The 14217-nt window shown below is 72.0% G+C and carries 15 protein-coding genes and 1 pseudogene; 11 read left to right on the top strand and 5 right to left on the bottom strand.

Annotated elements, in window-relative coordinates; all coding sequences use genetic code 11:
- The first annotated feature begins 160 nt into the window (after window positions 1-160).
- The 5 genes from ACGH48_RS18540 to ACGH48_RS18520 all read left to right on the top strand — a co-directional run bounded on the left by ACGH48_RS18540 (window position 161) and on the right by ACGH48_RS18520 (window position 4496).
- Window positions 161-619, top strand: coding sequence for a hypothetical protein (locus tag ACGH48_RS18540; RefSeq protein WP_222658933.1), 459 nt, complete (start codon window positions 161-163; stop codon window positions 617-619).
- A 137-nt stretch (window positions 620-756) separates the two neighbouring features.
- On the top strand, window positions 757-1455 hold the full coding sequence (locus ACGH48_RS18535; RefSeq protein WP_396289674.1) for a GAF and ANTAR domain-containing protein: 699 nt from the start codon (window positions 757-759) through the stop codon (window positions 1453-1455).
- A gap of 12 nt (window positions 1456-1467) precedes the next feature.
- A complete protein-coding gene (locus tag ACGH48_RS18530) occupies window positions 1468-2184 on the top strand; it encodes a GAF and ANTAR domain-containing protein (RefSeq protein ID WP_123311427.1) in 717 nt (238 codons plus the stop codon).
- A gap of 96 nt (window positions 2185-2280) precedes the next feature.
- Window positions 2281-3372 (top strand): fatty acid desaturase, encoded by a 1092-nt coding sequence (locus tag ACGH48_RS18525; RefSeq protein WP_123312205.1) that lies wholly within the window; start codon window positions 2281-2283, stop codon window positions 3370-3372.
- Between the two features lie 125 nt (window positions 3373-3497).
- Complete coding sequence (locus tag ACGH48_RS18520; RefSeq protein ID WP_396289672.1) at window positions 3498-4496, top strand: matrixin family metalloprotease; 999 nt, start codon at window positions 3498-3500, stop codon at window positions 4494-4496.
- Between the two features lie 27 nt (window positions 4497-4523).
- On the opposite strand, the gene ACGH48_RS18515 is transcribed toward ACGH48_RS18520, so the two are convergent.
- Complete coding sequence (locus ACGH48_RS18515) at window positions 4524-5174, bottom strand: SDR family oxidoreductase (RefSeq protein WP_123311432.1); 651 nt, start codon at window positions 5172-5174, stop codon at window positions 4524-4526.
- Between the two features lie 107 nt (window positions 5175-5281).
- Here ACGH48_RS18515 and ACGH48_RS18510 point away from each other — a divergent pair, with 107 nt between their 5' ends.
- Both ACGH48_RS18510 and ACGH48_RS18505 read left to right on the top strand, forming a co-directional pair.
- Complete coding sequence (locus tag ACGH48_RS18510) at window positions 5282-5770, top strand: DUF4126 family protein (protein ID WP_123311434.1); 489 nt, start codon at window positions 5282-5284, stop codon at window positions 5768-5770.
- Window positions 5770-6741 (top strand): NAD-dependent epimerase/dehydratase family protein, encoded by a 972-nt coding sequence (locus ACGH48_RS18505; protein WP_396289670.1) that lies wholly within the window; start codon window positions 5770-5772, stop codon window positions 6739-6741. The genes ACGH48_RS18510 and ACGH48_RS18505 overlap by 1 nt, the downstream gene beginning before the upstream one ends.
- A 165-nt stretch (window positions 6742-6906) precedes the next feature.
- Here ACGH48_RS18505 and ACGH48_RS18500 read toward each other — a convergent pair whose 3' ends face one another.
- Window positions 6907-7110 carry a hypothetical protein gene (locus ACGH48_RS18500; protein WP_396289668.1) on the bottom strand — a complete coding sequence of 68 codons (204 nt, stop codon included), beginning with the start codon at window positions 7108-7110 and terminating at the stop codon, window positions 6907-6909.
- Window positions 7107-7979, bottom strand: a complete 873-nt coding sequence (locus ACGH48_RS18495) for a helix-turn-helix transcriptional regulator (protein WP_396289667.1) — start codon at window positions 7977-7979, stop codon at window positions 7107-7109. The genes ACGH48_RS18500 and ACGH48_RS18495 overlap by 4 nt, the downstream gene beginning before the upstream one ends.
- Before the next feature lie 86 nt (window positions 7980-8065).
- On the opposite strand from ACGH48_RS18495, the gene ACGH48_RS18490 reads away from it, so the two are divergent.
- On the top strand, window positions 8066-8950 hold the full coding sequence (locus ACGH48_RS18490) for an aldo/keto reductase (protein WP_396289666.1): 885 nt from the start codon (window positions 8066-8068) through the stop codon (window positions 8948-8950).
- Window positions 8951-9022: 72 nt separating this feature from the next.
- Here the strand turns inward: ACGH48_RS18490 and ACGH48_RS18485 are convergent, their stop codons facing one another.
- Both ACGH48_RS18485 and ACGH48_RS18480 read right to left on the bottom strand, forming a co-directional pair.
- A complete protein-coding gene (locus ACGH48_RS18485) occupies window positions 9023-10288 on the bottom strand; it encodes a cell wall metabolism sensor histidine kinase WalK (RefSeq protein WP_221180525.1) in 1266 nt (421 codons plus the stop codon).
- Between the two features lie 92 nt (window positions 10289-10380).
- A pseudogene (locus tag ACGH48_RS18480) lies at window positions 10381-11064 on the bottom strand (response regulator transcription factor); the annotation flags it as partial.
- 138 nt (window positions 11065-11202) lie between these two features.
- On the opposite strand from ACGH48_RS18480, the gene ACGH48_RS18475 reads away from it, so the two are divergent.
- The 3 genes from ACGH48_RS18475 to ACGH48_RS18465 are packed head-to-tail and all read left to right on the top strand — an operon-like array spanning window position 11203 to window position 14206.
- Window positions 11203-12303, top strand: coding sequence for an AAA family ATPase (locus ACGH48_RS18475; RefSeq protein ID WP_396289665.1), 1101 nt, complete (start codon window positions 11203-11205; stop codon window positions 12301-12303).
- Entirely contained in the window at window positions 12300-13214 is a 915-nt protein-coding gene (locus ACGH48_RS18470) for a DUF58 domain-containing protein (RefSeq protein ID WP_396289664.1), read from the top strand. The genes ACGH48_RS18475 and ACGH48_RS18470 overlap by 4 nt, the downstream gene beginning before the upstream one ends.
- Window positions 13211-14206, top strand: coding sequence for a VWA domain-containing protein (locus tag ACGH48_RS18465; RefSeq protein WP_396289663.1), 996 nt, complete (start codon window positions 13211-13213; stop codon window positions 14204-14206). Before ACGH48_RS18470 ends, ACGH48_RS18465 begins: the two co-directional genes overlap by 4 nt.
- Window positions 14207-14217 lie beyond the last annotated feature (11 nt).

Below are 14217 nucleotides of genomic sequence, written 5' to 3'. Positions count from 1 at the left end.
GTCGCACCCGGCGCCCCGCCGCCGTGCGGGGTGGGGCGCGTCCCGCAGCCGGTCGGCTGGGAGGGCTCACATCCCCGGGTCCCACACTGACGCCACGGTGTCGCCGTACCGAGTCCGAGATCCTCTCGTGCTCCCGCGGGGAGCCGCCAAGGGAGTCATCATGACGGACCAGTCCGAGGCGGCCTCGACGCCGCTCGCGCTCACGAGTGTGGTGGCCTCCGGCCTGCCCACCGAACTCGGCAAGCCCACGGCGGCGAAGTACTACGACGTCCCGGCGGTGTTCAACCGCCGGCCCGACGCGGTCGAGATGGCGGGCCTGCGCGGTGCCGAAGGGCACGCGCAGCTCGTGACCGCCGGCTACCCCGACGTCACGCTGGACGTGCAGGACCGGCGTCTCGTCATCGGCAACACGAACCTCGGCCAGCTCGAACGCGGTCTCGCGACGGTGGTGGCGACGATCGTCGACGTCGTGAGTCGGGCCGCGCTGTTCGACAAGGAGCAGGTCCGCGACGCTGCCCGCATCGAGTTCGACGACCGCGCGGCTCGGGCCCGCGAGGTCACGCGGGCGGCGGAGCGGATCCACTTCGTGCCGGAGCCCGCGCGCCTCCACGCGGGGTGACGGCGTCCGGGCCGTCGACGGCTCGTGCCGTCGACCGCCCGGGCAGGCGACGGCTGCGGAGCACTGCGCTAGCGTGGCAGCACGCAGGGACCGGATCAGCCCCCGCGTTCGACCCGGACCAGGACGGTGTCCCTCTGATGAACGACTTCACGACGGCGGTGACCGCGCTGCAGGCCGCCCCCGACGGCTCGGACATGTGCCCGCCGTTCCTGTCGACGCTGCCCGTCACCGGGGTCGGCATCTCGACGCTCGGCAACCCGCTCGGGTCGGGGACGGTGTGCGCGAGCGACGCGCGAGCGGAGCGGATCGACGAGATCCAGTTCGACCTCGGCGAGGGCCCGTGCTGGCAGGCGCTGACGACCCGCCGCCCGGTCCTGGAGCCCGACCTGTCCAACACGACGAACACCGGTTGGCCGCTCGCACTCGAGGAACTCCTGCGCGCCGGGGTCGGGGCCGTGTTCTCGTTCCCGATGCGCATCGGGACGATCCCGGTCGGCGCGGTCGACCTGTCCGTGGACAGCGAGCGCACCCTGACCGTGGGTCAGATCCGCGGCGCGGTGGAACTCACCGAGGTCGCCGCCCGTCGGGTGCTCCGTGGTGCGCTGCTCGCGGCGGCCGCGGACGGGCGAGCCGACATGGATACCAGCCGGTACTCCCGACGTGAGGTGCACCAGGCGACCGGCATGGTCGCAGCACAGCTCGGGGTGGACGTCTCCGACGCCCTCCTCGTGCTGCAGGCGCACGCCTTCGCCACCGAACGCACCGTCCGCGACGTCTCGAACGACGTCATCGCTCGCCGCATCGACCTCGCCCGGCCGTACGGTTCCGAGAACTGAGGAGCACGCCCCATGGCACCGACCCGCGAGCGCCGGCTCATCGACACCTTCGTCACGCTGACCGACACCCTCGTCGACGAGTACGACGTCGTCGACCTGCTGCAGAACCTGGTCGACAGCGTCGTCGACATCTTCGACGCCTCGGCCGCGGGCATCCTGCTGGCGAACCAGAACCAGGAACTCGAGGTCGTGGCGTCGACCAGTGAACGATCGAGCTTCGTCGGACTCCTGCAGCTCGACGCCGGCGAGGGCCCGTGCGTGGAGTGCTTCGCGACCGGGCGTCCCGTGTCCGTCGGCGACCAGGCGGAGATGCAACGCCGGTGGCCGACGTTCGCCGCCGCGTCGGCCGAGTCGGGGTACGCGTCGGTGCACGCGATCCCCATGCGGTTGCGGGACACGACGCTCGGATCGCTCAACCTGTTCCGCGAGACCGAGGGTGCGCTGAACCGTGACGACGCGCTGGCCGCGCAGGCGCTGACCGACGTCGCGACCATCAGCATCCTGCAGCAGCGGACCCTGCAACACGCGGCGCTGACGCAGGCGCAGTTGCAGCGAGCCCTCGACAGTCGGGTCGTGATCGAGCAGGCCAAGGGCTTCGTGGCGTACACGCACTCGGTCGAGACCGATGCGGCGTTCGAGCTGCTGCGACAGTACGCGCGGTCCCACCAGGAGCGGCTCGCCGACGTCGCCCGCGCGATCGTCGAACGTCGTCTGGTCCTCCCCGCCTGATCCCGTGTGTCCCCGGTCCTGACCGGCGTACGATCACCAGCAAGTCGTAGCCCCGGACCCCGGTTGCAGGCGCAGCACTGGATCCAGGAGGACACCATGGGCGACGAACTGGTCGTACCGACGGGCTACCGGAAGACCGAACGACGGTCGCCCCGAGCCGACACCACCTCGACGTACACCGCGCTGCTCGCGCAGGTGCGCACCGCGGGGCTCCTCGGCCGGCGCACGGGCTGGTACTGGGGTCTCATCGCCGTGCTCGCCGTGCTGCTCGGCATCACGGGCGGGGCGTTCGCCGTGCTCGGCGGCTCCTGGTACCAGCTGATCGTGGCCGGCGTGCTGGGCGCACTGTTCACGCAGTTCGCCTTCCTGTCCCACGAGGCCGCACACCGTCAGGTCTTCGCGTCGCACCACTGGAACGACCGAGCGGCCCGCTACGCCGGCACGTTCCTGACCGGGATCAGCTACGCGTGGTGGATGAACAAGCACACCCGGCACCACGCCAACCCGAACACGGTCGGCAAGGACCCCGACATCTCGTTCGACGCGATCTCGTTCCGGCCCGAGGACGCCGCCAGCCGGACCGGTTTCCTGCGCGTGCTCGTCCGGGTGCAGGGCTACGCGTTCTTCCCGATGCTCCTGGTCGAGGGTGTGAACCTGCACTGGCAGTCGATCCGCACGTACACCAGCCGCGGCCCGGTGAAGCGGCGGTGGGCCGAGGGATCCGTCTTCGTCGGGCGGTTCGTGCTCTACCTGGGCGTCGTGTTCTGGTTCCTGCCGGTCGGCATGGCCTTCGCGTTCCTCGGCGTGCAGCTCGCCGTGTTCGGGTTCCTCATGGGCATCGCGTTCGCACCGAACCACAAGGGCATGCCCGTCATCGAACCCGGCCGCCGCGTGGACTTCTTCTCACGCCAGGTCCTGACCTCGCGCGACATCGGGGGCGGCGCGTGGGTCGAGTACTTCATGGGCGGGCTGAACCACCAGGTGGAGCACCACCTGTTCCCGAGCATGGCGCGCCCGAACCTGCGCGCCGCCCGGGACATGGTCCGCAGGTACTGCGCCGACCAGGGCGTGCCGTACACCGAGACGACGCTGGTGCACTCCTACGTCATCGTGGTCCGCTACCTCAACGAGGTCGGTCTGGCGGCGCGCGATCCGTTCGCGTGTCCGATGGTCGAGCGGCTGCGCTGACCGAACGCGTGGGCGGGGCAGCATCTGTCCTGTTGGCGCAGCCCTGGACCTGACGGGTGCCCATCGGCGAGCATGGACCCGATCAGGGACGGCGGGCACAGGGGCTCGCCGCGGGAAGGGCAACCATGCGTCCTGTCAGGATCACGCTCACCACCGGGGCGGTCATCGCACTCGTCGTCGGCCTCACCGCCACGGCGGCACCCGCGCAGGCGGCGACGCCGAGCGCGTCGGCGGCCGGCAGCCGTTGCGCCGCGGGGACGCTCTCGGTGCAGACGCTCCGGACGGGGTGCACGGTCGCGTCCGGCACGGTCGTCTTGCCGGACGGCCGCACGTTCGCCGTGCCGGCCCCCGGTGAGAGCGTGATGGCGAGCAGCTCCGCGGCGCCGGGTGCTCCCGAGCTGGCGGAGGTCGTCATCGCGAACACCGGCACCGGGGGTGTCGCGGTCCGCATCGACGAGGCGTGGAGCGGTTCGGCACCGGCGGTCCGCCGGGAGCAGGCGCGGAGCGCCGCGGCCAGTGCGGCGGCTACCGCGCCGGCCGCCACGTCCGCGGCCACCACCAAGTGCACCAGCACGGCCAACGCACGGAACGGGTACCGCTGGGCGAGCACGGTGCAGTGGTACTACAACGAGTCCGGCCAGAAGTCGTCGTACGCCAAGGACGCCCTGCGCAAGGCGGCGAACGCGTGGACGGGCACGATCTCGTCGTGCGACCGCACCGTGACCTCGTCCGCGCGGAACTCCTACGTGCGCCTGGCGACCCAGGCACCCGGGCTCACCGACAAGGGCGCGTGCTCGAAGAGCAACGGCTACAGCGTCGTCGGGTGGGGCAAGCTGCCCTCCGGGACCCTCGGCGTGACGTGCGTCTGGTACGACGGCAACGGAATCGCCAAGGAGTCCGACCAGCGGTACGCCACGAGCTACAAGTGGAGTTCCACGGCCACCTGCTCGGGCGCCCGGTTCGACACCCAGGCCGTCGCCACGCACGAGTGGGGGCACCTGTACGGGCTCGGCCACGTGAAGACCGGCACCGGTCAGGTCATGGAGCCGTCCGGCGGGTACTGCGACACCGGATCGCGGACGCTCGGGCTCGGTGACATGACCGGCATCGCGGCGATCTACTGACGCGCGGCTCCGGGCAGCGCCCGACCGTCAGACCGCGTCGGCACGCAGGAAGTCCGCCACCGGCGTCGATCCCGAGTTGAACCGGATGGTGTTGCCCGCCGTGCCGGGGGTCTCGAGCACGTCGGCGATCACGTGCGCGACGTCGCCACGCGGCACGTCGGTCGAGGAGCCGTCCCAGTCCACCGAGCCCGTCGCGTCGTCGTCCGTCAGGGTGCTCGGCGCCACGATCGTCCACTGCAGACCGGAGTCGCGCACCACGGCATCGGCGATCGCCTTCGACTGTGCGTATGCGAAGAAGTCGTCGTCCTGCGGCACCCCGTGGTCGAGCTGCGACCCGGACCACGACACCATGACGTAGCGGTCGACGCCGGCCTGCTTCGCGCCCTGCACCGACAGGATCGCGGCGTCGCGATCGATCGCCCACGTCCGGTCGACGGACCCGCCGCCTGCACCGGCGGACCACACGACGGCGTCGTGCCCGCGGACGAGTTCCGCGAAGTCGGTCAGGGACTGCTGCTGGATGTCCGCGACCCGGGGCTCGCCGCCGTGGGCACGGATCTCGTCGGACTGGTCCGCGTCGCGGATGACCGAGGTGACCGTGTGGCCGCGCTCGCTGAGGATGCGGGTGGTGAGGAGTGCGACCTTGCCGTGGCCGCCGAAGACGATGACGTTGCTCATGCGGCGGACGCTACTCGGGCCGGCTCAGTACCCGCAGTCCGTGAGGACCCTCGGAGCGCTCGCGGCGCACGTGCGTACGGTCGGACCTGATCACGACTGGAGACACGATGAGCAAGCAGCACGAGCAGCACACCCTGGTCCGCACCCTGGTGCTCGGCATCCTGAGCGGTGGCCGCAGTGCCACCCCGCTCGCGGTGCTGGCGCTGAACCACGACCGGTCCTCGCTGAAGGGTTCGTGGCAGGACTGGAAGGTCTTCAGCACCCCGCTCGGCCGCGGACTCCTCGTCGCCTCGGCCGTCGGTGAGCTCATCGGCGACAAGCTGCCGATGACCCCGAACCGCATCTCCCCCGCCGGCCTCGTCGGTCGCATCGGCTCCGGCGCACTCGTCGGCGCCGCGCTCGGGACGACCGGCAAGCGCGACCTGCGCATCGAGGGCGCGATCCTCGGAGGCGTCGGCGCCATCGTCGGGTCGTTCGTCGGGTGGGGTGCCCGCAAGCTCGTCGGTGCCACCACGCGCCTGCCCGACCCGGTCGTGGCGCTCGCCGAGGACGCCGCGACCATCGCCGGCTCCGTGAAGGTCATCACCGCCGACTGATGCGCATCGTCGTCATCGGAGCCACCGGCCACATCGGCACGTTCCTCGTCCCCCGCCTCGTCCGCTCCGGTCACGAGGTCGTCGCCGTCAGCCGCGGTACCAGTACCCCCTACGCCGACTCCCCCGAGTGGCAGCGGGTCGACCGCGTCACCGCGGACCGCGAGCAGGAGGACCGCGACGGCACGTTCGGCACGCGGATCGCCGCGCTCGGCGCCGACGCCGTCGTCGACCTCGTCTGCTTCACCGTCGCCTCCGCCGAAGCCCTCGTCGAAGCCCTGCGCGGGACCGGCACGCACCTGGTGCACTGCGGGTCGATCTGGCGGGCCGGCGCCTCCCGCGTCCTGCCGATCACCGAGGACGACTTCACGCCGCCCTTCGGTGACTACGGGGTGCAGAAGGACGCGATCGCCCGGATGCTCAAGGAAGAAACCACGTCAGGGGGTTTGGCGACGACGACGCTGCACCCCGGACACATCAGCGGTCCGGGCTGGATGCCGATCGGTCCGCTCGGCAACCTCGACCCGTCGGTGCTGACGAGGCTGTCCGCCGGCGAGACGATCGAGGTCCCCGGTCTCGGCGCCGAGACGATGGCCCACGTGCATGCCGACGACGTCGCGCAGGCCTTCCAGCTCGCCGTCGAACGCCGTGCTGCGGCGGTCGGCAAAGACTTCTTCATCACGGCCCCGACGGCGCTCACCGCGCGTGGGTACGCCCACCTGGCAGCGTCGTGGTTCGGCCAGGAGGCCCGGCTCCACTCCGTCAGCTGGGACCGGTTCCGCGAGACCACGACTCCAGAGCACGCTGACGCCAGCTGGGAGCACCTGTCACGCAGCCAGGTGTTCAGCGTCGAGAAGGCCCGCCGTCTGCTCGGCTACACGCCCGCGTTCACCGCCGAACAGACGGTGCTCGACGCCGTCCGCTGGCTCGTCGACCACGACCAGCTCGAGGTCGCAGGCCCCCTCGTCGTCTGATGAGCGCATCCCGGTGAACGTGACCGACTGACGGACGGGAGGCCCGTGGCGGCGCCACCCCGTCCCTCCCGTCACGGCCGGCGTGCCGCTGGCGCGTCACGCCGGAACCGGCGGGTGGGGCCCACCTCCCGTCCGCCGTCTGGTCACGCGCAGCGCCGGGTCGCGTCAGCGACGCCGGAACAGCTCGCCGAGGTGCCACGGGCCGGGCGCGAGCCGCACGGCGGCCTCCGCGCGCACGCGCTCCTCGAGCGCACGGTCGCGGGTCAGCTCGTGGATCTCCTGCTCGGCGCGCCAGCGGAACCGCACCCGGCCCAGGAACCCGAGCGGTGCGGCGGCTGCGGTGGTCGGGACGGACTCGGTATCGCTCATGCGTCCTCCGGTTCCGGGACGGCTGCGGCCGTCGTGGCGACGAGGTTCGCGAGCAGCTGCAGGCGTTCCTCGGACGGTGAGCCCGGCTCGGTGCCGTAGGCGATGAGCGTCAGACCGGTGTCGGTCGTGAGTTCCATGGTCTCGTAGGTCAGGTCGAGGTCGCCGACCTCGGGGTGGTGCACCCGCTTCTCGCCGTTCAGGTGCCGCATGACGCCGTGCGCGGCCCAGCGCTGCCGGAACTCCTCGCTGCGGGTGGAGAGCTCACCGATCAGGTCGGTCAGGCCCTTGTCGTAGGGCTGTCGGGCGGCCTCGGCGCGGAGGACGGCCACCATGTCGCTCGCGACGACGTCCCAGTCGCGCCAGAACTCCTGACCGCGTGGGTCGAGGAACGCGAAGCGGGCGGTGTTCGGGGTGCCGGCGGGGTCGAGGAACAGCGGCGAGTACAGCGCGCGTGCCAGGGCGTTGCCGGCCAGGAAGTCGGAGCGGCCGTTGCGCACCCACGCGGGCATGGTCATGCCGTCGAGCATGCGCTGCACGGTCGGCCGGACCTTCGACGTCGGGGGCTTCCGCCGCGTGGTCGCCGATGCGTTCTGCACACGCGCCAGGTCGAACAGGTGCGCGTGCTCGGCGTCGTCGAGGCGCAGCGCACGCGACAGCGACTCGAGCACGCTCTCCGAGACACCGGTGAGGTTGCCGCGCTCGAGGCGGATGTAGTAGTCGACGCTCATGCCGGCGATGAGTGCGAGCTCCTCGCGGCGGAGCCCCTTGACCCGTCGGACGCCACCGAAGTCGGGCAACCCGACCTGCTGCGGTGTGACCCGCTCGCGGCGGGTGCGGAGGAAGTCGCGCACTTCGCTTCTGGTGTCCATGCGTCCACGGTAGGACGGTGCCGGGCGGGGAAGAAGGGGTTGCTGGTACCCGTCAGGGTCGGGGGCACCGGCCTAGCGTCGTGGGCATGGACACACTCACCCTCAACAACGGACTCGAGATCCCCGCGATCGGTTTCGGCGTGTTCCAGAGCGCACCCGACGAGACCGTGGACGCGGTCCGCACGGCACTGGAGACCGGGTACCGCCACATCGACACGGCCGCCGCGTACGGCAATGAACGCGAGGTCGGCGAGGGCATCCGCGCCTCCGGCGTCGACCGCGACGAGATCGTGGTCGAGACGAAGATCTGGGTCTCCGACTACGGCTACGACGAGACCCTGCACGCGTTCGAGAAGGCCACCGGCAAGCTCGGGTTCGACCGCGTCGACGTGCTGATCCTGCACCAGCCCGCGCCGGACCGCTTCGAACGGACGGTGCAGGCGTACAAGGCGCTCGAGGCGCTGTACGCCGACGGTCGGGTCGGAGCGATCGGCGTGAGCAACTTCATGCCGCACCACCTGCAGTCGCTGCTCGACGCGACCGACGTCATCCCGGCGCTCAACCAGGTCGAGCTGCACCCGTACTTCACGCAGCCGGACGTGCAGCGCGCCGACGCGGAGCACGGGGTCCTCGACCAGGCGTGGTCCCCAATCGGCGGGATCACCTTCTACCCGGGCTGGGGTGACGAGCGGGTCAGCGTGATGGACGACCCGACGATCCGGACCATCGCCCAGACGCACGGCAAGACGCCGGCGCAGGTGATGCTCCGCTGGCACGTGCAGCAGGGGCGGAACGCGATCCCGAAGTCGACGAACCCCGGACGGATCGCGGAGAACTTCGACGTCTTCGACTTCGTGCTCTCCGAGGACGACCTCAGGGCCCTGGACGCGCTCGACACGGGCCGCCGGAACGGCCCGGACCCCGACGGTGCGGACACGAGCCGCTTCGAGCGGGTGATCCCGGAGGCCTGACGCGACCAGGAGACGGCGAGGAGGCCCGTGGCGGCGGCGCCACGGGCCTCCTGGCCGTCACGGGGTCGGCACTCAGGCGAGCGGGTCGCCGTCCGGCGGCTCGTCCGTCCTCGTCGGGGCGCCCGGCACGGCGCGCTCCGGCAACCAGATGACGAAGGTCGACCCGTCGGAGCCGCGACTCTCGAGGCGGAGGCGGCCCTCGTGGCTCTCCACGATCTGGCGCGCGATCGACAGCCCGAGGCCGCTGCCGGTGGAGGCGTCCGAGGACTCCCGGTAGAAGCGGTCGAACACCCGAGGCCGGGCATCGTCGGCGATGCCGGGGCCCTCGTCACGCACCGCGAGCCACGCCCACCCGCGGACGCTCCCGACGCCGATCGTCACGGTGGAGCCGACGGGTGCGAGCCGGACGGCGTTCGAGAGCAGGTTACCGAGTGCGCGCGACAGGGCGTCGGGATCGGCGAACACCACCGGGCCGCCGTGGATCCGCTCGCGGATCGTGAGGTCGCGGCGGCTCGCCAGGATCCCGTACTCCGCAGCAGCGGACGCGGCCAGCCGCGCGACGTCGACGTCGCGGTCGGTGAAGGCCTCGGACCGGGTGCGGGCGGTCGCGAGCAGGTCCTCAAGCAGGCGGCTCATCCGCCGGGTGGACTGCAGCACGACGTCGGCTGACGCCTGCCGTTCGGCCGGGGTGGCGGCGTCGTCGGCGAGGACGGCCTCGACGTTCGACTGCACGACGGCGACGGGGTTCCGCAGTTCGTGGGAGACGTCCTCGACGAGCATCCGTTCGGCCCGGAACGCGCGGTCGAGCCGGTCGAGCATCCCGTCGATGGTGTCGGCGAGGGTGTGCAGCTCGTCGGGAGGTCCTGACGCGTCGATGCGGCGTGACAGGTCGGTCGCGGTGATCTCCTGCGTCGCCCGGGTGATCGCACCGACGGGGCGGAGCGCGCGGCCGGCGACCCACCAGCCGATCGCCAGGCTCAGGACGAACATCACGACCAGGGCGATGATCGAGTACTGCTGCAGCGACTGCAGGGACGTGTAGTTGACGGCGCGCTGCACCGTCTCGAGGTCGGCGACCTGGAACTGCTCGCCGGGCTTGTAGACGATCGTGCCGTCGGCGGCCTTGTAGAACTTCTTCACCGTGACGGGATTGAGGGGCTCGGCGCTGACCGTGCTCGACAGGGCGACGTAGACGGCGGCGAGGGCGAGTGCGGTGATCCCGAACAGGACGGCGCTGTACGTCAGGGTCAGGCGCATCCGGATCGTGCGTGCCCAGGCCGGCAGGCGGAGGAGCCGGCGGTCGCCGACCTCGCGCCTGGCCCGGTCGAGCGCGCTCACGACGCAGCGCCGGCCGCGCCGACCGCCCGTACCGGCGCGGCTGGCGCTCCGAGCGTCGACGCGTCCCCGGTGCCGTCCTCGGTGAGTTCCCGGAGCCGGTACCCGCGGCCGACGACGGTCTCGATCGCCGGCTCCTCGTCCGCGACGCTGAGCTTCCGGCGGAGCGTGCCCACCGTGACCCGGACGGTCTGCGTGAACGGGTCGGCGTTCTCGTCCCACACGTGCTCGAGCAGTTCCTCTGCCGACACCACGTAGCCGACACGGCCGAGCAGGTACCGCAGCACCCCGAACTCCTTCAGGGTCAGCGCGAGTTCGCGGTCGCCACGGCGCGCGAGCTGCCGCGCGGTGTCGACGACGATCGGGCCGTCGACGAGCACGGAGGACGCGGCCTCGCCCGAGCGCCGGGTGAGTGCGCGCATCCGGGCGGTGAGCTCGACGAGCGCGAACGGTTTCACCAGGTAGTCGTCGGCCCCGACGTCGAGCCCACGCACCCGGTCGCGCAGCTGCCCACGGGCGGTGAGCATGAGGATCCGCGGCCCGGTCCGTCCGGTGCCGGCGGACCCGTCGGCCCCGGCGCGGATCTCGCCCGCCAGCGCGAAGCCGTCGCCGTCGGGCAGGTTCACGTCGAGCAGGACGATGTCGTAGTCCGTGACGGCGAGCTTCCCGCGGGCATCCCCGAGCGTGCCGGCGGCGTCGACCGCGTACCCCTCACGCTGCAGGGCGACGCGCAACGCGGTCACCAGACCGGCTTCGTCCTCCACCATCAGCACGCGCATGCCTCACGGTAACCAGGGCGGCTGGGCGACTGACAGGTACTGTCCGTTCCCCCTTTTCGGTCCGGTTTCGATCCGGCTTCCCGTCGTTTTCGCCCCTGGCGACTGGAGTGGGACGCACCCGAACGACAGGAGGACACCATGACCGAAGCCGCCCACGCCGACCCGTACACGACGCCGTCCGCGTCAGCCGTCCTCGAACGCGCACTGTTCGAGGTCAAGCACGTGGTCGTCGGCCAGGACGCCATGGTCGAGCGGATGATGATCGGGCTGCTCGCCCGGGGCCACGTGCTGCTCGAGGGCGTCCCCGGCGTCGCGAAGACCCTCGCGGTCCGCACCCTGGCCACCGTCGTCGGCGGGGACTTCGTCCGCCTGCAGTTCACCCCCGACCTGATGCCGTCCGACATCGTCGGCACGCGGGTCTGGCGGCCGTCCACCGAGACCTTCGACGTCGAACCCGGACCGGTGTTCGCCAACCTCGTGCTCGCCGACGAGATCAACCGCGCTCCCGCCAAGGTGCAGTCGGCGCTGCTCGAGGCGATGGCCGAGCAGCAGGTCTCGATCGGTGGGCAGACCCATCGACTCCCCGACCCCTTCATCGTGCTCGCCACCCAGAACCCGATCGAGAACGACGGCGTGTACGCGCTCCCCGAAGCGCAGCGCGATCGCTTCCTGCTCAAGGTCGACGTCGACCATGCCGACGAGCTCGGGGAGCTGACCATCGTGCAGCGGATGAGCGCCGACCGGCCACGCGCGCAGCAGATCCTGACGGTGCCCGACATCGTCCGGTTGCAGGCCGAGGCTGAGCAGGTGTTCGTGCACCACGCGGTCGCGATGTTCGCCGTGCAGCTCGTGATGGCGACCCGCCACCCGCACCGGTACGGCGTACACACCCTCGACGGAGTGCTCGAGTACGGCGTCAGTGCTCGCGGGTCGCTCGGCCTGGTCGCCGCGGCCCGGGCGCTTGCGCTCCTCCGGGGCCGCGACTACGTGCTGCCCGGTGACATCGCGGACGTCGCCTCCGACGTGCTCGCGCACCGCCTCGTGCTCACCTTCGACGCCGTCGCCGACGGGGTCGACCCCAGGACCGCTGTGGAGGCCGTGCTCGCGGCCGTCCCGCAGCCTCGGATCGCGTCGTCCGAGGACCCGAGCGCGGTCGCGGCGGGCGGTGACGTGCGGTACCCCCCAGCCGCACCGACCCCCGCCGCGGCCGCTTCCACCCCGTACGAGGCGACGCCGTGAGCGACGCCGCACGGCTCCGCCGCCTCGAGCTCACCGTCCGGCGCCGTGTCGACGGCACGGTGCACGGCGACCACCAGGGCCTGTCCCTCGGCACGGGAAGCGACCCCGAGGAACTCGTGCGCTACCAGCCCGGGCACGACGTCCGCCGGATCGACTGGAACGCCACGGCTCGCGCCGGCGAACCGTACGTCTGGCTCACCCGCGCTGAGCACGCCCTCGAGACGTGGGTGCTGGTCGACCGCTCGCCGAGCATGGCCTTCGGCACCACCGACCGTGAGAAGGCCGACGTCGCCACCTGGACGGCGGCGGCGATCGGCCTGCTCACCACCGGCGCGGGTGACCGGGTGGGACTCGGCGTCGTCGGCACCGAGGGGATCCGCTGGACCCCTCCGCGCGCCGGTCGCACCACCGCCCGCCGCGTGCTCCGTGCCGATCCGGGCCCCCGCGACGGCGTCCCGACGACCGACCTGGCCGCAGCGCTCCGCGTGTTCGCCGCCCAGGCGCCCCGCCGCGGTCTGCGGGTCGTCATCAGTGACCTGCTCGACCAGCCGGCGACCGACAGCGCGCGGCTGCCGTGGGAACCCGCCCTGCGTCGGCTGTCGGCACGCCACGAGGTCATCGTCGTCGAGGTGCTCGACCCCCGCGAGCTCGACCTGCCCGACGTCGGCGACGTCGTCTTCGTCGACCCGGAGTCCGGCGCCCAGCGCGTCGTCGCCACCTCGGACCGGGCACTCCGCACCGCGTACGCCGCCGGAGCAGCCGCCCACCGCGCGGCCACCGCCACCGCCGTCCGCGCCGCCGGGGCCGACCACCTGGTCCTGCGCACTGACGATGACCTCGGCCGCGAACTCACCCGCTTCATCCACCGCCGGCACCGCACGCCCGCCCGATCGGCACGGAGGACCCGATGACCTTCCTCACACCCTGGTTCCTGCTCGCCCTGGTGCCGGTGGCGGCGCTCGCCGTGGCGTACCTGCTCGTCCAGCGCCGACGCCGTCGGTACGCCGTGCGCTTCGCGACCCTGCCGATGCTCGACAAGCTCGTCCCGAAGCAGCCCCGGTGGCGTCGGCACCTGCCCGCGGCGCTCGTCCTGGTCGGCCTGACCGCCCTCGGCTTCGCCGGTGCGCGCCCCGAGATCGACGTCCGGGTGCCGTACGAGCGTGCCACGGTCATCGTCGCGATCGACACGTCCGGCTCGATGCAGGCCGACGACGTCGACCCGAACCGGCTCGAGGCCGCCAAGTCCGCCGCCGAGTCCTTCGTCGCCGAGATGCCGGAGACGTTCAACGTCGGGGCGATCGCCTTCGCCGGCGGCGCGGACGTCCTGGCTCCGGCCACCCGCGACCACGAAGCGGTCCGGGAGGCCATCGCCGGCATGGACGACGGCGGCGGTGGGACGGCGATCGGCGAGGCCGTCTTCGAGGCGGTCGGCGAGGTCGACCGCCTCAGTGACGAGGGTGCCACCGGCTCGGCGTCGCCGTCCCCGACCCCCGGCGGGTCCGGGGAACCGGAGCGCATCCCGGCGCGACTCGTGCTGCTCTCCGACGGCGCGAACACCACCGGGCGCGAACCCGCCGCGGCCGCCGAAGCAGCTCGCGAAGCCGGCATGCCCGTCTCCACCATCGCCTACGGCACCGATTCCGGGGTCGCGAACCTCTGGGGGACGCAGCAGGCCGTCCCCGTCGACGAGACCTCGCTCCGCCAGCTCGCGGACGAGACCGACGGACGGTTCTACCGGGCGTCCAGCACCGGCGAACTCCGCGAGGTCTACCAGGACATCGGCTCGTCGATCGGTTGGCACGAGGAACCCGTCGAGATCACGCCGTGGCTCGCCCTGCTCGGCATGCTCCTCGCCCTCACCGCCGGCGCGCTCTCCCTCCGCTGGTTCGCCCGCATCGTCTGAACACGAGGACA

Source organism: Curtobacterium pomorum (assembly GCF_044497295.1).
In the GTDB taxonomy this organism is placed as follows: Bacteria; Actinomycetota; Actinomycetes; order Actinomycetales; family Microbacteriaceae; genus Curtobacterium.
The sequence above is the reverse complement of the archived record's forward strand: the minus strand, read 5'-3'. Positions and strand labels throughout refer to the sequence as shown.